The organism is Hydrogenophaga bisanensis (assembly GCF_042665135.1).
Lineage (GTDB): Bacteria > Pseudomonadota > Gammaproteobacteria > Burkholderiales > Burkholderiaceae_C > Hydrogenophaga > Hydrogenophaga bisanensis.
Genome location: NZ_JBHTBX010000020.1, coordinates 20,058 through 40,254 on the forward strand (window position 1 = coordinate 20,058; position 20,197 = coordinate 40,254).

Annotated in this window: 25 protein-coding genes and 1 pseudogene; 21 read left to right on the forward strand and 5 right to left on the reverse strand. The window is 61.8% G+C overall.

Features of this window, described 5'->3' with window-relative positions:
* Positions 1-33: 33 nt before the first annotated feature.
* The 6 genes from merT (at position 34) to ACFQNJ_RS18615 (ending at position 4,031) form a co-directional block, all read left to right on the forward strand.
* A complete protein-coding gene (gene merT / locus ACFQNJ_RS18590; protein ID WP_003131974.1) occupies positions 34-384 on the forward strand; it encodes a mercuric ion transporter MerT in 351 nt (116 codons plus the stop codon).
* Between the two features lie 12 nt (positions 385-396).
* Positions 397-672, forward strand: coding sequence for a mercury resistance system periplasmic binding protein MerP (merP, locus tag ACFQNJ_RS18595; protein ID WP_003131987.1), 276 nt, complete (start codon positions 397-399; stop codon positions 670-672).
* A 71-nt stretch (positions 673-743) separates the two neighbouring features.
* Positions 744-2,429, forward strand: a complete 1,686-nt coding sequence (merA, locus tag ACFQNJ_RS18600) for a mercury(II) reductase (RefSeq protein WP_017518823.1) — start codon at positions 744-746, stop codon at positions 2,427-2,429.
* A 17-nt stretch (positions 2,430-2,446) separates the two neighbouring features.
* Positions 2,447-2,812, forward strand: coding sequence for a mercury resistance co-regulator MerD (merD, locus tag ACFQNJ_RS18605; RefSeq protein ID WP_000995360.1), 366 nt, complete (start codon positions 2,447-2,449; stop codon positions 2,810-2,812).
* Positions 2,809-3,045: a broad-spectrum mercury transporter MerE gene (gene merE / locus ACFQNJ_RS18610; RefSeq protein ID WP_003132004.1), complete on the forward strand. Its 237-nt coding sequence runs from the start codon at positions 2,809-2,811 to the stop codon at positions 3,043-3,045. The genes merD and merE overlap by 4 nt, the downstream gene beginning before the upstream one ends.
* Positions 3,042-4,031 carry a DUF3330 domain-containing protein gene (locus ACFQNJ_RS18615; RefSeq protein WP_003132006.1) on the forward strand — a complete coding sequence of 330 codons (990 nt, stop codon included), beginning with the start codon at positions 3,042-3,044 and terminating at the stop codon, positions 4,029-4,031. The genes merE and ACFQNJ_RS18615 overlap by 4 nt, the downstream gene beginning before the upstream one ends.
* 95 nt (positions 4,032-4,126) lie before the next feature.
* Here the strand turns inward: ACFQNJ_RS18615 and ACFQNJ_RS18620 are convergent, their stop codons facing one another.
* Positions 4,127-7,156: a Tn3 family transposase gene (locus ACFQNJ_RS18620; RefSeq protein ID WP_012077404.1), complete on the reverse strand. Its 3,030-nt coding sequence runs from the start codon at positions 7,154-7,156 to the stop codon at positions 4,127-4,129.
* Positions 7,153-7,731, reverse strand: a complete 579-nt coding sequence (locus tag ACFQNJ_RS18625; RefSeq protein WP_012077403.1) for a recombinase family protein — start codon at positions 7,729-7,731, stop codon at positions 7,153-7,155. Before ACFQNJ_RS18625 ends, ACFQNJ_RS18620 begins: the two co-directional genes overlap by 4 nt.
* A 302-nt stretch (positions 7,732-8,033) precedes the next feature.
* Between ACFQNJ_RS18625 and ACFQNJ_RS18630 the strand changes: the two genes are divergently transcribed.
* From ACFQNJ_RS18630 to ACFQNJ_RS18700, 15 genes and pseudogenes are all read left to right on the forward strand, one after another.
* Positions 8,034-8,411: an ArsR/SmtB family transcription factor gene (locus ACFQNJ_RS18630; RefSeq protein WP_041755225.1), complete on the forward strand. Its 378-nt coding sequence runs from the start codon at positions 8,034-8,036 to the stop codon at positions 8,409-8,411.
* The gene (locus ACFQNJ_RS18635) at positions 8,408-8,887 is read left to right on the forward strand and encodes an arsenate reductase ArsC (protein ID WP_011911479.1); all 480 of its coding nucleotides are present in this window, start codon (positions 8,408-8,410) and stop codon (positions 8,885-8,887) included. Before ACFQNJ_RS18630 ends, ACFQNJ_RS18635 begins: the two co-directional genes overlap by 4 nt.
* Before the next feature lie 24 nt (positions 8,888-8,911).
* A complete protein-coding gene (locus ACFQNJ_RS18640; protein ID WP_011911478.1) occupies positions 8,912-9,349 on the forward strand; it encodes a protein-tyrosine phosphatase family protein in 438 nt (145 codons plus the stop codon).
* A gap of 17 nt (positions 9,350-9,366) precedes the next feature.
* Positions 9,367-9,726, forward strand: a complete 360-nt coding sequence (gene arsD, locus ACFQNJ_RS18645) for an arsenite efflux transporter metallochaperone ArsD (protein ID WP_011911477.1) — start codon at positions 9,367-9,369, stop codon at positions 9,724-9,726.
* A 15-nt stretch (positions 9,727-9,741) separates the two neighbouring features.
* Positions 9,742-11,514 carry an arsenical pump-driving ATPase gene (arsA, locus tag ACFQNJ_RS18650; RefSeq protein ID WP_011911476.1) on the forward strand — a complete coding sequence of 591 codons (1,773 nt, stop codon included), beginning with the start codon at positions 9,742-9,744 and terminating at the stop codon, positions 11,512-11,514.
* Position 11,515: 1 nt separating this feature from the next.
* Complete coding sequence (locus tag ACFQNJ_RS18655) at positions 11,516-12,019, forward strand: arsenate reductase ArsC (protein ID WP_382260214.1); 504 nt, start codon at positions 11,516-11,518, stop codon at positions 12,017-12,019.
* A gap of 62 nt (positions 12,020-12,081) precedes the next feature.
* Complete coding sequence (gene arsB / locus ACFQNJ_RS18660) at positions 12,082-13,101, forward strand: ACR3 family arsenite efflux transporter (protein WP_011911474.1); 1,020 nt, start codon at positions 12,082-12,084, stop codon at positions 13,099-13,101.
* 2 nt (positions 13,102-13,103) lie between these two features.
* Positions 13,104-13,670 carry a sigma-70 family RNA polymerase sigma factor gene (locus ACFQNJ_RS18665; RefSeq protein WP_382260217.1) on the forward strand — a complete coding sequence of 189 codons (567 nt, stop codon included), beginning with the start codon at positions 13,104-13,106 and terminating at the stop codon, positions 13,668-13,670.
* 84 nt (positions 13,671-13,754) lie between these two features.
* Positions 13,755-14,792 (forward strand): permease, encoded by a 1,038-nt coding sequence (locus ACFQNJ_RS18670; protein ID WP_011911472.1) that lies wholly within the window; start codon positions 13,755-13,757, stop codon positions 14,790-14,792.
* A 10-nt stretch (positions 14,793-14,802) separates the two neighbouring features.
* Positions 14,803-15,039 (forward strand): thioredoxin family protein, encoded by a 237-nt coding sequence (locus tag ACFQNJ_RS18675; protein WP_011911471.1) that lies wholly within the window; start codon positions 14,803-14,805, stop codon positions 15,037-15,039.
* A gap of 11 nt (positions 15,040-15,050) precedes the next feature.
* Complete coding sequence (locus ACFQNJ_RS18680; RefSeq protein WP_011911470.1) at positions 15,051-15,539, forward strand: rhodanese-like domain-containing protein; 489 nt, start codon at positions 15,051-15,053, stop codon at positions 15,537-15,539.
* 4 nt (positions 15,540-15,543) lie between these two features.
* Entirely contained in the window at positions 15,544-15,963 is a 420-nt protein-coding gene (locus tag ACFQNJ_RS18685; protein WP_011911469.1) for an OsmC family protein, read from the forward strand.
* A 10-nt stretch (positions 15,964-15,973) separates the two neighbouring features.
* The gene (locus tag ACFQNJ_RS18690) at positions 15,974-16,222 is read left to right on the forward strand and encodes a DUF2789 domain-containing protein (RefSeq protein ID WP_011911468.1); all 249 of its coding nucleotides are present in this window, start codon (positions 15,974-15,976) and stop codon (positions 16,220-16,222) included.
* Positions 16,223-17,137, forward strand: coding sequence for a cation diffusion facilitator family transporter (locus tag ACFQNJ_RS18695; protein ID WP_011911467.1), 915 nt, complete (start codon positions 16,223-16,225; stop codon positions 17,135-17,137). It abuts the gene before it with no gap.
* 167 nt (positions 17,138-17,304) lie between these two features.
* A pseudogene (locus ACFQNJ_RS18700) lies at positions 17,305-17,559 on the forward strand (arsenic resistance protein); the annotation flags it as partial.
* 33 nt (positions 17,560-17,592) lie between these two features.
* Here the strand turns inward: ACFQNJ_RS18700 and ACFQNJ_RS18705 are convergent.
* From ACFQNJ_RS18705 to ACFQNJ_RS18715, 3 genes are all read right to left on the reverse strand, one after another.
* Complete coding sequence (locus ACFQNJ_RS18705) at positions 17,593-18,207, reverse strand: recombinase family protein (protein WP_011911466.1); 615 nt, start codon at positions 18,205-18,207, stop codon at positions 17,593-17,595.
* A 60-nt stretch (positions 18,208-18,267) separates the two neighbouring features.
* Positions 18,268-19,485 carry a TniQ family protein gene (locus tag ACFQNJ_RS18710; protein ID WP_061287697.1) on the reverse strand — a complete coding sequence of 406 codons (1,218 nt, stop codon included), beginning with the start codon at positions 19,483-19,485 and terminating at the stop codon, positions 18,268-18,270.
* Positions 19,482-20,197 (reverse strand): TniB family NTP-binding protein (locus ACFQNJ_RS18715; RefSeq protein ID WP_382260222.1); only part of this gene is annotated, 716 nt, incomplete at its 5' end. The genes ACFQNJ_RS18710 and ACFQNJ_RS18715, both read right to left, overlap by 4 nt.

A 20,197-nucleotide genomic window follows, 5' to 3' on the forward strand; every position in this document is an offset into this window, starting at 1 on the left:
CGCTATCCAATTTCAATTCGAAAGGACAAGCGCATGTCTGAACCAAAAACCGGGCGCGGCGCGCTCTTCACTGGAGGGCTTGCCGCCATCCTCGCCTCGGCTTGCTGCCTCGGGCCGTTGGTTCTGATCGCCTTGGGGTTCAGCGGCGCTTGGATCGGCAACTTGGCGGTGTTGGAACCCTATCGCCCCATCTTTATCGGCGTGGCGCTGGTGGCGTTGTTCTTCGCCTGGCGGCGCATCTACCGGCAGGCAGCGGCCTGCAAACCGGGTGAGGTCTGCGCGATTCCCCAAGTGCGAGCTACTTACAAGCTCATTTTCTGGATCGTGGCCGCGCTGGTTCTGGTCGCGCTCGGATTTCCCTACGTCATGCCATTTTTCTACTGATCGGAGTTCACCATGAAGAAACTGTTTGCCTCCCTCGCCCTCGCCGCCGTTGTTGCCCCCGTCTGGGCCGCCACCCAGACCGTCACGCTGTCCGTACCGGGCATGACCTGCTCCGCCTGCCCGATCACTGTCAAGAAGGCGATTTCCAAGGTCGAAGGCGTCAGCAAAGTTGACGTGACTTTCGAGACACGCCAAGCGGTCGTCACCTTCGACGATGCCAAGACCAGCGTGCAGAAGCTGACCAAGGCAACCGCAGACGCGGGCTATCCGTCCAGCGTCAAGCAGTGAGTCACTGAAAACGGCACCGCAGCACAACGGACGTCATTGTCTGGCGCCACAAACGATAAAGGATCTGTTGCATGACCCATCTAAAAATCACCGGCATGACTTGCGACTCGTGCGCGGCGCACGTCAAGGAAGCGCTGGAAAAAGTGCCAGGCGTGCAGTCGGCGCTGGTGTCCTATCCGAAGGGCACAGCGCAACTCGCCATCGTGCCGGGCACATCGCCGGACGCGCTGACTGCCGCCGTGGCCGGACTGGGCTACAAGGCAACGCTAGCCGATGCGCCACTGGCGGACAACCGCGTCGGACTGCTCGACAAGGTGCGGGGATGGATGGCCGCCGCCGAAAAGCACAGTGGCAACGAGCCCCCGGTGCAGGTAGCGGTCATTGGCAGCGGTGGAGCCGCGATGGCGGCGGCGCTGAAAGCCGTCGAGCAAGGCGCGCAGGTCACGCTGATCGAGCGCGGCACCATCGGCGGCACCTGCGTCAATGTCGGCTGTGTGCCGTCCAAGATCATGATCCGCGCCGCCCACATCGCCCATCTGCGCCGGGAAAGCCCGTTCGATGGCGGTATTGCGGCAACTGTGCCTACGATTGACCGCAGTAAGCTGCTGGCCCAGCAGCAGGCCCGCGTCGACGAACTGCGGCACGCCAAGTACGAAGGCATCCTGGGCGGTAATCCGGCCATCACCGTTGTGCACGGTGAGGCGCGCTTCAAGGACGACCAGAGCCTTACCGTCCGTTTGAACGAGGGTGGCGAGCGCGTCGTGATGTTCGACCGCTGCCTGGTCGCCACGGGTGCCAGCCCGGCGGTCCCGCCGATTCCGGGCTTGAAAGAGTCACCCTACTGGACTTCCACCGAGGCCCTGGCGAGCGACACCATTCCCGAACGCCTTGCCGTAATCGGCTCGTCGGTGGTGGCGCTGGAGCTGGCGCAAGCCTTTGCCCGGCTGGGCAGCAAGGTCACGGTCCTGGCGCGCAATACCTTGTTCTTCCGTGAAGACCCGGCCATCGGCGAGGCGGTGACAGCCGCTTTCCGTGCCGAGGGCATCGAGGTGCTGGAGCACACGCAAGCCAGCCAGGTCGCCCATATGGACGGTGAATTCGTGCTGACCACCACGCACGGTGAATTGCGCGCCGACAAACTGCTGGTTGCCACCGGTCGGACACCGAACACGCGCAGCCTCGCGCTGGACGCAGCGGGGGTCACTGTCAATGCGCAAGGTGCCATCGCCATCGACCAAAGCATGCGCACGAGCAACCCGAACATCTACGCGGCCGGCGACTGCACCGACCAGCCGCAGTTCGTCTATGTGGCGGCAGCGGCCGGCACCCGTGCCGCGATCAACATGACCGGCGGCGATGCGGCGCTCGACCTGACCGCAATGCCGGCCGTGGTGTTCACCGATCCGCAAGTGGCGACCGTGGGCTACAGCGAGGCGGAAGCCCACCACGACGGGATCGAGACCGACAGCCGCACCTTGACCTTGGACAACGTGCCGCGTGCGCTCGCCAACTTCGACACACGCGGCTTCATCAAGTTGGTTATCGAGGAAGGCAGCCATCGGCTGATCGGCGTACAGGCGGTCGCGCCGGAAGCGGGTGAACTGATCCAGACGGCGGCTCTGGCCATTCGCAACCGCATGACGGTGCAGGAACTGGCCGACCAGTTGTTCCCCTACCTGACGATGGTCGAGGGGTTGAAGCTCGCGGCGCAGACCTTCAACAAGGATGTGAAGCAGCTTTCCTGCTGCGCCGGGTGAGAAAAAGGAGGTGTTCAATGAACGCCTACACGGTGTCCCGGCTGGCTCTTGATGCCGGGGTGAGCGTGCATATCGTGCGCGACTACCTGCTGCGCGGATTGCTGCGCCCGGTGGCGTGCACACCAGGCGGCTACGGCTTGTTCGATGACGCCGCCTTGCAACGGCTGTGCTTCGTGCGGGCGGCCTTCGAGGCGGGCATCGGCCTCGACGCGCTGGCGCGGCTGTGCCGGGCGCTGGATGCGGCGGACGGCGACGAAGCGGCCGCGCAGCTTGCCCTGCTGCGTCAGTTCGTCGAGCGTCGGCGCGAAGCGTTGGCCGATCTGGAAGTGCAGTTGGCCACCCTGCCGACCGAGCCGGCACAGCACGCGGAGAGTCTGCCATGAACAACCCCGAGCGCTTGCCGTCCGAGACGCACAAACCGATCACCGGCTACCTGTGGGGCGGACTGGCTGTGCTGACTTGCCCCTGCCACCTGCCCATCCTCGCTGTCGTGCTGGCCGGCACAACCGCCGGTGCTTTCCTCGGCGAGCATTGGGTCATCGCGGCGCTCGGTTTGACCGGCCTGTTCCTTCTGTCCCTGTCGCGGGCGTTGCGGGCATTCAGGGAAAGAGAATGAGCGCTTTCCGGCCGGATGGATGGACGACGCCGGAACTGGCCCAAGCGGTCGAGCGCGGGCAGCTTGAACTGCACTACCAGCCCGTCGTCGATCTGCGCAGTGGTGGGATTGTCGGCGCGGAAGCCCTGTTGCGCTGGCGTCATCCGACGCTTGGACTATTGCCACCGGGCCAGTTCCTGCCCGTGGTCGAATCGTCCGGCCTGATGCCTGAAATCGGCGCTTGGGTGCTGGGCGAAGCCTGCCGCCAGATGCGTGACTGGCGAATGCTGGCATGGCGACCGTTCCGGCTGGCCGTCAATGTTTCGGCGAGCCAAGTGGGACCGGACTTCGACGGGTGGGTAAAGGGCGTGCTGGCTGATGCCGAGTTGCCCGCCGAGTATCTCGAAATCGAGCTGACCGAATCGGTCGCGTTTGGTGATCCGGCGATCTTCCCCGCCCTGGACGCCTTGCGGCAGATCGGTGTGCGCTTCGCCGCCGATGACTTCGGGACGGGGTATTCCTGTCTGCAACATCTGAAGTGCTGCCCAATCAGCACGCTCAAGATCGACCAATCGTTTGTCGCCGGGCTCGCCAACGACCGCCGCGACCAAACCATCGTGCACACCGTGATTCAGCTTGCGCACGGGCTGGGCATGGATGTGGTGGCTGAAGGCGTGGAAACATCGGCGAGTCTTGATCTATTGCGACAAGCGGACTGCGACACAGGACAAGGCTTCCTGTTCGCGAAGCCAATGCCGGCGGCGGCATTCGCCGTCTTCGTCAGTCAATGGAGGGGTGCCACCATGAATGCAAGTGACTCGACCACCACCAGTTGCTGCGTGTGCTGCAAGGAAATCCCGCTCGATGCCGCCTTCACCCCGGAAGGCGCGGAATACGTCGAGCACTTCTGCGGGTTGGAGTGTTATCAACGCTTCGAAGCGCGTGCCAAGACAGGGAACGAAACCGATGCCGATCCGAACGCCTGCGACTCGCTACCGTCAGATTGAGGCATACCCTAACTGGATGTCAGGAATGGCCACGCTGCGCCGTCAGAATAGAGTCTGCTTTCAGGGGTTCTAAGCCAGAACCGCCGAAATTTCCGTCATCCCAGCTCCAGCCCCGCCACGAGCGCATCCAGGTCGATCATCTTGCCGTCGCTCTGGAAGGTGTAATGCCCGTTCAGCAGGATGTGCCGCCAGGCCGCCGGCGATATCTGGGTCAGGAGAGCGTGCGCCTTGGCGTTGCCGCTCGCCTCGTACTTCATCAGCAGCCGCGAGAGGATGGCCGAGTTGTAGAAGATGACCGCGTTGGCGATCAGCCTGGCGCACTGGTTGCTGATCTCAATTTCGATGTCGGTGCGCCCGGTCAATTCCTTCTTGCCGCCGACCTGGGCGATGGTTGAGCGTAGCTGGTGATAGGACTCGATGCGGTTCTGTGAGCGGTGAACGTTGCGCTCCAGTTGCGGATCGCGCAGGTAGCGCAGCGTGTAGATGCTGCGGATGAGCTTGTCGAACTCGAACACCGCGCGCCGCGTGGGGTTCGGCGCGGTGTAGGTGCATAGCTTGCGGATCAGCGTGCCCTGCGTCATCTCCTTCAGTCCGAGCGTGGCGACAATCTGGTCGAGGTTCGGCTTCTCGCTGACTATGAGATCGCGGTCGATTCTCCCGGCCGGCCGGATCAGGCACTGATCGTACAGCGCCGGATCGTCGGCACTGTAGAGTTCCTTCAACTGATCGCCAAGGTCGGTGAAGCGCGGCTCGAAACGCAGGCCGAACCAGTGCAGGATAGCGAAGTTGGCCTTGTTGACGCTGTGCATGTCGCCGGTGATCGCGGTCGGCACGATGTCCGACGTGTTGCGATACCAGATGTCGAACACGTGATGGGCCTCGTAATCGTGCGCGCCGATCAGGTAGCCGTTGAGCGGCACGTGGTTGCACAGCAGCGTGTAGGCGACCACGCCCTTGCCGCGCCCAAAGTATTTGCGCGAGTGGCGCGCTTTCACGGTCGGCCGCTCGACGCCGAATTTCTGACCATCGACGGCACCGTACAGTGCATCGAGGTCGAACGAGTAGTACGGGAAGATCGGCAGCGCGGCGATGGCGTTGCTGATGCAGTCGTTGGCCGCGTGCAGCGTTGCGTGGCGCAGGTACTGTTGGTAGGCGCTCTCCAGCACGTGGTACGGGATGTCGCTGGTGCGTGCCATGACCTGGTTGCCGTGGTTCATCGCCTGCGCGATGATGACCGCCATCAGGCTGTCGGCGTCGGCGACCTTCTTCGCATAGCGCGGCTGCAAAGGCGTCAGCGCCGACAGGAACTGGCACTGGCCGTTGACGAAGCGGAACACGTCGGCCACGTCGCAGAACGGCAGTTGCTCGTAGAACGCCTTCTCGCGCGCCTTCTGGTTCTCGCCCTTGGGCTTGCGCCATGTCAGCTTCTGCGTGTCCTTGTCGTATTCTAGGTGCGTCAGCTTGCCCTGCTTCAGCTCGCGGTTGAAGGCCAGCCACTGAGCGCGCAGCTCGGTCGCGAGCGCATCGAGCTGGGCATCGAGTGGCTGCCGCAGGAACGGGATGTCGATCTGCGCCAGCACGGCGGCCTTCTCATCCAGCGAAACCAGCTCGTCGGAAAAATGCCGGTGCTGCAAGCTGTCGTCGAGGTAGAGTTCACCCGACTGGAAGCGCTTCCTGACCTGGCGGTACAGCCAGAACTCGTAGCGGTCGGCATGCAGGTCCGTCGGCTTGCCATCGGCATCGAAGGTCAGCAGGTACGGTCGCAAGCGTTTCGGCAGCGTGGCCGCTGGACATTCGGCGAGCGGCCGTTGCGATAGGCGCTGCTGTTTGGCGAACACGTCCTTGGCCCAGGCCAGCGCCACGAGCCACGGGCTGCCCGGATCAGTGCCAGCGAGGTCGAGCGCGACATACAGCGGCCGAAGATGGCGGCGGATGCGCTCAGCCAGGCCGTCCACCGCCTGCCAGTGCAAAGCCAGCTTGCTCACCGGCTTCACGCTCATGCGCTGCGCGGTGGTTTGCAGCGTATCGCGGGGCATGATTTTGTAGGCGCGCTGGCGCACATCGCCGAACGGCGTGGGATCGGGCACGCTGTCGTCGATGTAAAGCGACAGCAGGCGGCCGACCTGCGGTGTGTCTTGCTGACGGCGCACCTGCTCGGCGACAAAGGATTGCTTTGCGCCCGCACTGCTTTCGTCCTCCAACTGCTTCATGTGGTAGGCCATCGCATCGACCAGGTTGTCGGAAAGCTGCCGGTAGCGCACCCAGGCATAGCAAAGCAGGTAGAGGTAGGTCTGATCGGCCTTCAGGTTGCGTAGATCGTGGACGGTGTAGAAGTTCGCCAGGCTGGCGTAGTACAGCAGATTCTGCTGCGAGACGCCGAGCTTGGGCAGCAGCGCCTTGGCGATCCGGTGCAGCGGCTCCAGCGTGGCGCGCTTTTCGCGTTCGCGGGCCATCTGACGCCAGCCAAAGTCCTTGGCGTCCTGCTTGAGCGCCGCCAATTGCGACAGGGTGTCGTCACGCACTAGAAGCCGACCCAGCGCGGCCTTGGCCGATTCGTCCAACACTTCCGACAGCAGGCCAGCCAGCCGCCGACGCTCGGCGGACAGGGCTTCGCTCACCAGCTCTTGCAGGGTGGTATAGCCGGGCCGGATGATCTTGTGCTCGTTTAGCCAGACGATCAGCTCGGCGGCGATGAACCCCGGCATCACGTCGCGCCGCACGGTCTGCGCGGCCTGCTGCGCGAGCTGCGCCAGGAACTCGGCCGCCCACGGCCGGTAGCCGAACAGATCGGCAATCCACTCGCGCTGGGTGTAGTGCTCGTGCTTGGAGATTGGCTTGTGCTCGAAGGACTCGCCGTGGAAGTAGCGGCTCAGCACGAAGGCGCAATCGTGCTCGACCTCACTCCAGTCGAAGCGGAAGAAGGCATGCTTGGCCTTGAAGTAACCGATCTGCAAGATGCAATAGACCTGGGCATGGAGACCAGGCCGGCTGCTGGCGAGCGCCAGTTCGGTTTCAGTCAACGCCAAGTATTCCAGCCGCTGGGCGTCGTCGAAGTCCGGCAGGCCGTACAGGGCTTCCTGCTCGGCGTCCGACAGGACGGTCAATCGTTCGCTCTTGGTCGTCATCGCGATGACGCTCCACGAGAGCCCGTCCAACCAACCCGTGCCAGGGTCTCGATCAGCGTGGTTCGCTTGACGCCGAAGTTGCGGCACACCGCCGCCTTGGACATGCCGCCATCGAGCGCAGCGACGATGGCCTCCAGCTTCTCGCCGGTGATCGCCTGCGGCCGGCCGCCGATCCGGCCGCGTTTGCGGGCGGCAGCCAGACCGGCGACGACACGTTCCTGGATCAAGGCGCGTTCGTACTGCGCGAGCGCGCCGAACACCTGGAACAGAAACTCGCCCGAGGGCGTCGTGGTATCCAGGTTCTCCGTCAGCGAGCGGAACGCCACCTGCTTTTTCTTGAGCGAGGTCACGATGGCGAGCAAGTGCGACAACGAACGGCCGAGCCGGTCGAGCTTCCACACGACCAACACGTCGCCAGGGCGAACGAATTCGAGCGCCCGCGCCAGGCCCGCGCGGTCGTCCTTCGCGCCGGAAGCATGATCCTCGAACAGATGCCGCGCATCGACGCCGACGGCGAGCAGCGCATCGCGCTGCAAGTTCGTGCTCTGGCGGTCGGAGTCCGACGACACGCGCATGTAACCTACCAACATAAGCGGAAAACCATTAAGACGAGGTTTCCGTATGGTAGCGTCTGGCGACAGAGTTTTCCGCACAATTTTGCGGCCACTCGGAGGTTGGTGCAGATGTCATTTTCAGAAGACGATTGCACGGAATGTCAGGAGTTGGTTGCACTTGAGGTGCCGACCCGCTTGTGCCCCTACTCCGCAGTCGATCCCCACATAGAGCCTATTGATGCTATCGCCGCCTTTTCGTCGGTTTGACGGATCGGCATCAAGACTTGATTTCATTATTTCAACTATTGTTGTATAGTTGGACCATGGAAAAGAACACAGCCACCACGATCTTTGAATCGCTGTCATCCGGCCTTCGGCTGGATGTGTACCGGCTTCTGGTGCGCAGGGGCACAGAAGGCATGGTCGCGGGCGAGATCGCTTCAACACTCGATGTCCCGCCGACCAACCTGTCCTTCCACCTCAAGGCATTGACACAGGCCGGGATGCTCACTGTCGAGCAGGAAGGGCGGTTCCAGCGTTACCGGGCCAACATCCCACTGATGCTGGACTTGATCGCCTACCTGACGGAAGAGTGCTGCTCAGGCCACCCGGAGCAGTGCGCGGACATGCGCGCTGTCTCCAAGTGCTCTGACGCTGTGTTGCCGCCGCTTTCTTCAACTCAAAAGACTCCCGAACGATGAACGTCCTGTTTCTTTGCACCGGCAATTCGTGCCGCTCGATCCTTGGTGAAGCCACCTTCAATCACCTTGCTCCGGCAGGGTGGAAGGCCATGAGCGCAGGCAGCCAGCCCACTGGCCAAGTCCACCCGCGCTCGCTGGCCCTGCTGGCACGCGAAGGCATCTCGACAGAGGGCTACCACAGCAAATCGTGGGACAACCTGCCCACTACCCCTGACATCGTGATCACGGTCTGCTCCAGCGCTGCGGGCGAAACCTGCCCGGCCTACTTGGGGCCAGTTCTGCGTACCCATTGGGGCGTCGAAGACCCAGCCCACGCCACCGGCACCGATGAGGAAATCGACGCGGCCTTCGTGACGGCCTACCGCATTCTGCGAGCGCGCATCGAGGCTTTCCTCGCGTTGCCGCTGGATGACTTGCAGCAAGACAAGGCCAAGCTCAAGGCAGAGCTTGACCGCATCGGCACGTTGCTGGCCTGAAACCGAGAGAGGGGCCAGCTACCGATGCAAAAGCAATATCACGAGCTGATCGCGGGCCGCATCTACTTCGGCGGAGCCAGCGACATTCAACAAATCGCCGATGTGGAACACATCGACGTGGTGGTGGACCTGCGCGAAGAGTCCACAGGCTGCGCGGCATCCAACCCCGCCCTGATTTGGCAGCAAATCCCGCTCGGCGACAACGCCGAGCAGCCACAAGCGCCATTGTTCCAAGACGCCATACAAGCGGTCGTGTCGGCCTACCGCGATGGCAAAAAAGTGGCTTTCCATTGCGGCGGCGGCAAGGGCCGGACTGGCACCGTGGCCGCAGGCGTCCTGCTGGAGCTTGGCTTGTGCAGCACGCTCGAAGAAGCAGCGGCGACGGCTAAGACGATTCGCCCCGTCGTCAACATCAAGCCCGACCAGCGCGCGGCACTTGAGTCCCTGTATCCCAACGCATGACTTTGGAAGGAATAATCATGGCAACCATTCAGATTTTTGACCCCGCTCTGTGTTGCAGCACAGGCGTCTGTGGCGTTGAAGTTGACCAGGCACTCGTGAGCTTCGCCGCCGATGTGGACTGGGCCAAACAAAACGGCGCGCAGGTTGAACGATTCAATCTGGCGCAGCAACCGCTCGCCTTCGCAGAAAACTCGACTGTCAAAGCGTTCTTGGAGCGCTCGGGGCAAGATGCACTTCCTCTGATTCTGGTCGATGGCGAAGTGGCCTTGGCCGGTCGCTATCCCAACCGTACCGAGTTGGCCCGCTGGACAGGCATCGCAGCCGTGAGCGCGCCGCAATCCCAAGGTGCTTGCTGCTCCGGCAGCCGCTGCTGCTGAACGGAGGAATTGCCCATGCACTTCCTCAATCAGCCTCCGCGCTACCTTTTTTTCACAGGCAAGGGTGGGGTCGGCAAGACCTCCATCGCCTGTGCTACGGCGGTACAACTCGCATCAGAAGGCAAGCGCGTCCTGCTTGTCAGCACTGACCCTGCATCGAACGTAGGGCAAGTGTTTGGGGAAAGCATCGGCAATCACATCACGGCGATCCCCGCCGTGCCCAACCTCTGGGCACTCGAAATTGACCCGCAGGCAGCAGCACAGGCCTATCGAGATCGCATCGTCGGCCCAGTACGGGGCGTCCTACCTGAGACGGTTGTCAACGGGATCGAGGAACAGCTTTCAGGCGCTTGTACCACCGAGATCGCGGCCTTTGATGAGTTCACGGCCCTGCTGATCGACTCGACCTTGACCGCAGACTACGAACACATCATCTTCGACACGGCACCCACAGGCCACACGATCCGCCTGCTCCAACTGCCCGGTGCGTGGAGCGGCTTCCTCGAAGAAGGCAAAGGTGATGCGTCCTGCCTCGGGCCTCTGGCCGGGCTGGAAAAGCAGCGTACCCAGTACAAGGCCGCCGTTGACGCCTTGGCCGATCCGCAGCGCACCCGCTTGGTTCTGGTCGCCCGCGCTCAACGCGCCACCCTTCGGGAAGTGGCTCGCACACACGAAGAGCTGGCCGCCATCGGGCTGTCTCAACAGTACCTCGTTGTCAATGGCGTTCTTCCAGCCAGGGAAGCCGCGCACGATGAGCTGGCTGCCGCGATCCATCAACGCGAGCAAACAGCCCTTACGGCCATGCCAGACGTGCTCAAGGCGCTGCCTCGGGATCAGATTGACCTGAAACCGTTCAACCTGGTCGGACTCGACGCCTTGCGTCACTTGCTGGTGGCCACCACCAGCGGGAGCGCCACAAGCTCCATCGAACTGCCTGCCCAGCTCGACGCACCCAGCCTATCCTCCTTGGTTGATGAGATTGCTGTAGATGGGCATGGCTTGGTCATGCTCATGGGCAAGGGTGGTGTCGGCAAAACCACCTTGGCGGCCGCCGTCGCCGTGGAGCTGGCTCACCGAGGATTGCCCGTCCATCTGACAACCTCCGATCCGGCCGCTCATCTGTCAGAGACGCTGGAAGGCTCTCTGTCTAGCCTGACCGTCAGCCGCATTGATCCTCACGAGGAAACGGAGCGCTATCGCAAGCACGTACTGGATACCAAGGGTGCCCAGCTCGATGCCGAAGGGCGCGCACTACTGGAAGAGGACTTGCGCTCCCCCTGCACCGAGGAGATCGCGGTCTTTCAGGCCTTCTCTCGCATCATTCGGGAGGCTGGCAAGAAGTTCGTGGTGATGGATACCGCGCCCACCGGGCACACGCTGCTGCTGCTGGATGCCACGGGCGCGTATCACCGGGAAGTGACCCGGCAGATGGGCAACACGGGCATGCACTACACGACACCGATGATGCAGTTGCAAGACCCGAAGCAAACCAAGGTTCTCATCGCCACGCTGGCCGAAACCACCCCTGTTTTGGAAGCCGCCAACCTGCAATCCGATCTGCGCCGAGCTGGCATCGAGCCATGGGCATGGATCGTCAACAACAGCGTCGCGGCCACGCGCCCGGACTCTTTGCTGCTGCGTCAGCGCGCGCAGAACGAGCTTCGAGAGATCGACTCGGTGGCGACACATCATGCCAAGCGTTTTGCGGTCGTGCCGCTCTTGAAGCACGAGCCAGTCGGCGTGGATCGGCTGCGTGACTTGGCAAACCCCATCACCGAGGAAGCCTGACATGGAAAACAAAATCTACAACGTGCTGTTCATCTGCACCGGGAACTCTGCCCGCAGCATCAAGGCGGAAGTCATCATGAACCACCTTGGGCGGGAGCGCTTCAAGGCGTACAGCGCGGGAAGCCATCCTCGCGGTGAGGTTCATCCGATGACCTTGGAAGTGCTGTCGGAGCAGTGCTACGACTTGGGCGGCCTGCGCAGCAAGAGCTGGACGGAGTTCGCCGAGCCGGATGCCCCGCAGATGGACTTCATCATGACCGTGTGCGATCAGGCAGCGGGCGAAGCCTGCCCGGCGTGGCCCGGCCAACCCATCACAGCGCACTGGGGATTTGCCGACCCCACCAAGATCGAAGGCAACCGGGAAAAGCAGCTCAAGGCGTTCTCAAACGCGCAGTTCCAGATCGCCAATCGCATCCGGCTTTTCATGAGCCTGCCTATCGAAAAAATCGACCGCATGTCGCTGCAAACCAAGCTCCGCGAGCTGGGGCAGCAGCGTGACGCTTAACAGGGGGAAATGCTTTGCCAGCTCAATGTGAAGCAACACTGAAAAAATCGGCAGGTCTGCCGATGAGCGTCTTTGAGCGCTATCTGACCGTCTGGGTGTTCCTCTGCATCGTCATTGGCATTGCCCTCGGACAATTTTTCCCGGCAGCGTTCCAGTCCATCGGCCGCATGGAGATCGCGCAGGTGAATCTCCCGGTGGGCCTGCTGATCTGGGTGATGATCATCCCGATGCTGGTCAAGGTGGACTTCGGCGCACTTCACGAAGTGCGCCAACACGTCCGGGGGATTGGGGTCACGCTGTTCGTCAACTGGCTGGTCAAGCCGTTCTCGATGGCATTCCTCGGATGGTTCTTCATTCGCAACCTGTTTGCGCCCATGCTCCCCGCTGACCAGCTCGACAGCTACATCGCTGGGCTGATCCTACTTGCCGCTGCACCATGCACGGCAATGGTGTTCGTGTGGAGCAGGCTGACCAATGGCGATCCACTGTTCACGTTGTCGCAAGTCGCTCTGAACGACAGCATCATGGTGATAGCCTTTGCGCCTCTGGTTGGCTTCCTGCTGGGCATCTCGGCCATCACAGTGCCTTGGGACACGTTGATCACATCCGTCGTGCTGTACATCGTGATTCCCGTCATCTTGGCCCAGCTCTTGCGCAAGCAGCTTTTGGCCAAAGGCCCGGATGCCTTCGAGGCCACGATGGCGAAAATCGGCCCGTGGTCGATCACGGCCCTGTTGGCGACCCTCGTCTTGCTTTTCGCCTTTCAAGGCGAGGCCATTCTGAAACAGCCGTTGGTCATCGCACTGCTGGCTGTGCCCATCTTGATTCAGGTGTTCTTCAACTCGGCCTTGGCCTACTGGCTAAACCGCTTGGTCGGCGAGAAACACAACGTCGCTTGCCCTTCGGCCTTGATTGGCGCATCCAACTTCTTCGAGCTGGCCGTCGCGGCAGCAATCAGCCTGTTCGGGTTCCACTCAGGTGCGGCTCTGGCGACCGTGGTCGGCGTGCTGATTGAGGTGCCGGTGATGCTGTTGGTGGTGCGCGTGGTGAACGCCTCCAAACCCTGGTACGAGGCCCGATAGTAATGGCAGGCAGCAACACTTCTTTTGAGTGCGTCTTACGTGCCTGGGAGGCACACCAACGGGAGTTGCTTGCCTTTTTGATTCTTCGTGCCCGGGACCGCAATGCCGCCGAAGACCTCCTGCAAGAGGTCTTCCTCAAAGCCATGCGTCAAGGCAAAGGCTTTTGTTCATTGGAAAACCCAAGGGCATGGCTGTTCCAGGTGGCTCGCAATGCTGTGGTCGATGCGACCCGCTTGGCCAAGCCCAACGCCGAGTTAACGGATGAGTTGGCCGAATCGCTCGTCGCCTCCCCAACCTCAGAGCGGGTGCCGGTCGACGAACTCGATGCATGCGTGGAACGCAACCTTCCTGCGCTGGAAGCGGAAGATCGACACATCATTGCGGCCTGTGACCTTCAAGGGCAGACTGTACGCGCATACGCTGAGGCCAATCAGCTCACCTTGGCCGCTGCGAAGTCACGCCTACTGCGAGCCAGAAAGCGGCTCCGGGACAGTCTGATCGTGAACTGTCAGGTCAGATTCGACGACACTGGGCAGGTGTGCTGCCACACACCACGCCCTTCAGCCTGAATCCTTTTTTCGATTCATTCGTCTTCTCTGGAGATCGTTCAGCATAAGCCGACGTCTCGCTGAACAACGCAACGGAGAAGATCGATGACTACCCTCGCCATGCGCTGGACCCAGCGCAACCCAACAGCGTTCCTTGTTGTGGCAGCCCTGCTTTGGTGGGGGTTGTACCAATCGCTGATCCCCGCCTCGGAGGCGCTGGTCGCTGCGCTGCCGGTTGCGCGTGACAGCCATTTGGGCGGCGCGCTGCAGTTTTTCTTCTACGACACGCCCAAGGTCTTGCTGCTGCTGACCGGTGTGGTGTTCGTCATGGGCATGGTCAACAGCTACTTCACGCCGGAACGCACAAGGGCGCTGCTGGTCGGCCGAAGCGAAGGGGTGGCCAACATGATGGCGGCCAGCCTGGGCATCGTAACGCCGTTCTGCTCCTGCTCGGCGGTGCCGCTGTTCATCGGCTTCGTGCAGGCGGGTGTGCCGCTGGGCGTAACGTTTTCGTTCCTGATCTCCGCGCCCATGGTTAACGAGGTAGCGCTGACGCTGCTGTTCAGCCTGTTTGGCTGGAAGATCGCCGCGCTGTACCTTGGTCTGGGTCTGTCGGTAGCTGTCGTCGCGGGCTGGATCATTGGGCGTCTCAAAATGGAGGCGCACCTGGAAGACTGGGTGCGCGACATGCCCAAAATGTCGGCTGGATTTGAAGCCGCTGAGACGACCTTGGCCGACCGGGTGCAGGCGGGTTTTGCCTCAGTGCGCGACATCGTGGGCAAGGTCTGGCCCTACATCTTGGCCGGTATCGCCATCGGCGCTGGCATCCACGGTTGGGTGCCAGAGGATTTCATGGCCAGTTTCATGGGTAAGGATGCCTGGTGGTCAGTGCCGCTGGCGGTTCTGATCGGTGTGCCCATGTACACCAATGCAGCGGGTGTCATTCCCATCGTGCAGGCCCTGCTGGCAAAAGGCGCGGCGCTGGGCACAGTGCTGGCTTTCATGATGAGCGTGATCGCGTTGTCGCTGCCCGAGATGGTCATCTTGCGCAAGGTTTTGAAAGTCAGGCTGATCGCCACTTTCATTGGTGTGGTTGCGACCGGCATCATGATCGTGGGGTTTGTCTTCAACTGGGTTTTGTGAGGAGATTGAGATGAAAGAGATCAAAGTTCTCGGCACTGGCTGTGCCAACTGTAAGAGCACCATTGCGCTAATCGACCAGGTGGCGAAAGCCAAGGGTGTTGAGGTCAAGTTGGAGAAGGTGGAAGAGCTGCGCGACATTATGGGCTACGGCGTCATGTCGACACCGGGCGTCGTGATCGACGGCAAGGTGGTGCACGCTGGTGGCGTGCCCGGCCGCGAAAAGATCGAACAATGGCTAACAGCTTGAAGGAGCGCAAGATGATTGACCATCAGACGCTGGGAGAAGCCAAGCAGGTCTGTCCAACCACCACTCAGCGCTTGGTGAGAGAAGGTGCCTTGTTGGTAGACGTGCGCGAGCGAACTGAAGTGGCAAGTCTCGCCTTCGATGTACCCGCCATCGTGAACATTCCACTGTTCGAGATGGAACAGCGCTGGGGCGAACTGCCCAAGGATCGCGAGCTCGTGCTGGTCTGCGAGAGTGGCGAGCGCAGCCTCAAGGCCACGTACTACCTGCAGTTCCAGGGTTTCACTCGCGTGAGCAACATGGAGGGGGGGCTGCTCAAGTGGATGCGCAAGGGCTTCGCGGTCATCGGCCAGCGTTACGAGGCACCTGCAGCTACGGCCACTTCTTCGTGCTGTGGCGGTGAGGCTGCCGAGCCAGTATCTGCGGCCAGCACCTTCTGTGGCAGCACGGCACCGGCAGCCTCGTCGACGGGTTGCTGCGCTCCATCGCCTACCAAGGAGTAGTTGAATGAGCGACACCCCGGTCAAGATGCGTTTTCATGTCGAATCACGCCGAATCGATGCCCATCGCAGCGAGTCCACCTGCAAATTGGCGAGCATCACACTCGACACCGACATGGGAGGCAATCCCCATGCCTTCAACCCTGCCGAGCTGCTGCTGGCCGCGCTGTCGGCCTGCATGATCAAGGGCATCGAGCGCGTGGTACCCATCCTCAAGTTTGAGTTGCGCGGTGTGCAGGTGATCGTGGACGGCGTGCGCCAGGATGTGCCACCCAAAATGGAGAGCATCCGATACGAAATCGTTGTGGACACCGATGAATCCGATCGACGTATTGACCTGTTGCACGACAACGTGAAGAAGTACGGAACGGTGTTTAACACGGTGACACCGGGCACCGACCTCGCGGGTGTCATGCGTCGGGCGTAAGGAGTTGAGCATGGAGTTTGCCATTCACCGTTTTCATGATCTGTTCGTCCAGTTGGGACTTCCCAACCAGCCGCATGAAATTCACCAATTCCTGGCGGAGCACAGGCCAGTGGCTCCGGACATCGAGCTACCCAATGCGCCGTTTTGGACGCCCGCACAGGCCAGCTTTTTGCGCGAAGCGCTGGAGCAGGACTCGAACTGGTCTGAACTAGCAGATCAATTGAGTGAGGCATTGCGAAGCCCAGAAGGGGTTCGCTGAATGAGCGCCGAACACGACCATAGCCACACGCCCGCCAGTTTCGACAAGGCCTTTGCTGTCGGCATTGCGCTGAATCTGTCCTTTGTCGGAATCGAAGCATTCTATGGCTGGAAGATCGACTCGTTGGCCTTGCTGGCGGACGCCGGTCACAATCTGAGCGATGTGGCAGGTTTGGTACTCGCGTGGGGTGGCGCGCTGGCTGGCAAACTGCAGGCAAATCTGCGTCACACTTACGGCTGGAAGAAGGGCAGCATCCTCGCGGCATTTGCCAATGCATTGCTCCTACTTGTGGCTATGGGTGCGCTCGGCTGGGAAGCGGTCGGACGCCTTATGTCACCGGAAGAGGCGAATGGTCATGAAGGAGCGACGATCATGGCGGTTGCAGGTGTAGGCATCCTCATCAATGCCGCAACAGCCCTGCTGTTCATGCGCGGTCGCGATACCGACCTGAACATCCGGGGGGCTTTCCTGCACATGGCGGCTGATGCGCTGGTATCTGCCGGAGTGGTGGTGGCTGGAGCACTCACACTGTGGATGGGATGGCCCTGGCTGGACCCCGTGGTCAGTCTGCTCATCGCGGCCATTATCGTCTGGGGTACCTGGGGCCTGTTCAAGCAGTCTTTACACCTACTTTTTGATGGGGTGCCCGACGATATCGATGCGCAGGCTGTGCACGACTACCTGGCAGGATTGCCGGGTGTACAGTTTGTTCACGACCTACACATTTGGGGGCTGGACACAAAACAGGCGGCAATGACGGCACACTTGGTGATGCCCGATGGGTCAGCAGATGACGCATTTTTTCAAAACATCGCGGAGACATTGCACGAACGCTTCGGCATCACACACTCCACAGTTCAAGTGGTTCGGCAACCTTACTCTCTTACTTGTGCGTCTTGGGGAAAGGCGCTTTGACGACCGTCTGTTCTAGGCGACCTTGACGGTTTAAGATCGTAGAGCAGTCGGCGAAATCAGCGAAATAATCTCCCGCATTACTCTGCGGCCAACCGGTACACCCGCAGTGGCGCACCGCCGGCGCGTTTGCTCCGCTGGACTGTGATCTTGGGCGGCGTGCTGCCCAACAGGTGCTCTTCAACTCGGCCTTGGCCTACTGGCTAAACCGCCTGGTTGGCGAAAAGCACAACGTCGCCTGCCCTTCGGCCTTGATTGGTGCATCCAATTTCTTCGAGCTGGCCGTCGCCGCTGCGATCAGCCTGTTCGGATTCCACTCCGGCGCAGCACTGGCCACTGTAGTCGGGGTGCTGATCGAGGTGCCGGTGATGCTGCTGGTGGTGCGTGTAGCAAATGCATCCCAATCCTGGTATGAGGCCAGGTAGGGGTGTCTCAAAAAACGGGTTTGCCAAATTTCCTTAGGCACGATTGAGCAGCTTCGCTCCATCGGGGCGTAGCTCGCCCTTTGGCGATATGTGCCGGTACAGGGTCTGCCGTGTAATGTCGAGTTCCTGGCACAGGTCGCTGACCTTGGTTTCGGGCTGCCCCATTGCGGCCATCGCCAGGCGTAGTTTGGCGGCGGTCATCTTGAACGGGCGGCCACCTTTTCGGCCACGCGCCCGCGCCGATGCCAGACCGGCAATCGTGCGCTCGGCGATCAACTCGCGCTCGAACTCGGCCAGCGCGGCGAAGATGCCAAAGACCAGCTTGCCGGCGGCAGTCGTGGTATCGATCGCCGCGCCGTGGCCGGTCAGCACCTTGAGTCCGATGCCGCGACCGGTCAGGTCGTGCACGGCATTGATCAGGTGGCGCAGATCGCGCCCAAGGCGGTCGAGTTTCCAGACGACCAGAGTGTCGCCCGGTCGGAGCGCCTTCAGGCAGGCCGCCAAGCCGGGCCGGTCCTCGCGTTTGCCAGACGCCTGGTCTTCATAAAGATGCGCCGGATCGACGCCAGCGGCGACCAGCGCATCGCGCTGCAAGTCAGTCGCTTGGGAACCGTCCGCCTTCGATACCCGCATGTAGCCGATCAGCATGTCACACCTGTCACATATACGTTCGATTATGTGACAGTGTGCGCCGGAAAGCGCTGGCCGTCAAAATTTGTCACTTAACCCGTCATTCTGTCTAAGACATGCAAAGGGTCCATCAGGCTCATAATGTGACAGAAATTCCGGGGGGATGCCTTCCTCCGCGAAGGTGGCGCGCAACTGTTCCAGGGAAGCTGGGTCGCGCCGACCATAGGAAGCCAACGCGAACAGCGAGCGTGCCGTCTCGGGGTTGTGCCGCGCTTCAATGATGGCCTCGTCGATGGCCTGGACTGCACGCTGCCAGTGATTGATGGGTTCGGGCTTCGGCGCTTTCGTCGGCAGGCCACTGGTGAACCCGGTTTGCGGCTCGGACCAGAATAGCTTTGCCTGCTCGCCTGGCGGGCTTATGTCCCTCGCCTCAATCAAGCTGATTGCCGTTGCCGCCGCCTCCAGCATCTGCAATCGTACTGCCGGGTTCAGGGTTTCATACGGTCGCCACAGACTTTGCCCAGCACGCAGCGGATGCCCGCAGCCTTCCCAGACTTGGCGGAGATACCCTGCGCAGGTTCCGCACGCGGAAAGCGGGGTGTTCAGCTCATCGAGCAGCGTGCGTAGCAGCCGAAACCACAATCCGGCGTGGATGCTTCGGCGCGGCAGCTCCACGTGACCGGTTGTCAGTGCCTGCCAGGTACGCTGGTCCATCGCCGCAATCGCGTCGCTGGCGGTGCGCGGTTCGGCGTCGGCGTTCTCCCAGCCGATAAACCGCCCTGGCACGCCCCAATAGGATTCCAGCCAGCAGCCATGCAGCGGGCAACTCAGCATCAGGGGCAGCTTCCACGCGAGCAGTACGGCTTGGTTCTCCGGATCGTTCAGGCAGAGCGGACAGGCGCGGTTTATCGGCTGGCTGGGCAGCCAGGCACGCCAGCTCGTGATGGATCGCGTCTTACGGCGGAATCTCGGCAGCAGTACCGAGAGCTGGAACGCATAGGTTTCCAATGCGGCTGGAATCTGATCATCAAGGCCGTCCAGTAGCCAAGGCACCCAGCCAGCGAAACTCATGCAGCGCAGCCGATCCAGCTCGATACCGCTCCGCTGGGAGAGCATCGCCAGCAGCGCCAGTGGTGGCGCGGTGTCCAGGTCATCAACCTGGCCGTGACCAAGATCGTGCTCCAGCAGCTCGGACACTTCCATGTGATAGCAAAGGGCCACGCGGTTGAGCCATGAGGACAGCGCCTCGCCTTCTTTCGGGGCGGGATGCAGCGGCCAGCGCGGCGCAGGCTTCACATCAGTTCCCGCTCGAACTGTCGTCGCCGCTCGCTGGGGCCGGTGTAATCGGCCATGCTGAGCGTGCGGTGGTTGATCGCTTCCTCGCCGCTCTCCACGGCGACGATGGCCGCCGCCATCAGCAAGTGCGCCAGTTCGCCGATAGTGCCCTCGCTGCGTGTGAGCAGGTAGCGAGCCATGTCCAGCGTGGCAATCGACGAGGGTCGCCGCAATGGAAGCGAAGCGGCGAAGCTGGCCAGCAGTGAGCAGCAATCGTCGTTGGCCTCCCACACCGGCAGCATCATCGGCTCGAACCGATTTTCCAACTGGTCATCCGAGCGGATCGCCAGGTAGGCGTCGCGCGTGCCGACCCCAACCAGCGGGATGCGCAGCTCGTTGCCGAGAAAGCGCAGCAGGTTGAGGAATTCCCGGCGGTTGACGCTGTTGCCGGCCAGGACGTTGTGCAGCTCGTCGATCACCAGCATGCGCACACCGACCTTTCGCAGCAGTGCCAGCGCCAGTTGCTCCATTTCCGGCAGCCGTGGGCGCGGTCGCAATGGTGCACCCATCGCCGCGAGCAGCGCGACGTAGAAGCGGATCACCGACGGCTCGGACGGCATCTGCACGACCAATACCGGGATGTGCTCCTGGTCGGCGTCGGAGCTGGCCGGGTGGGCGCGGCGGAACTTCTCGACGATCATCGACTTGCCGTTGTTGGTTGGACCGACCAGCA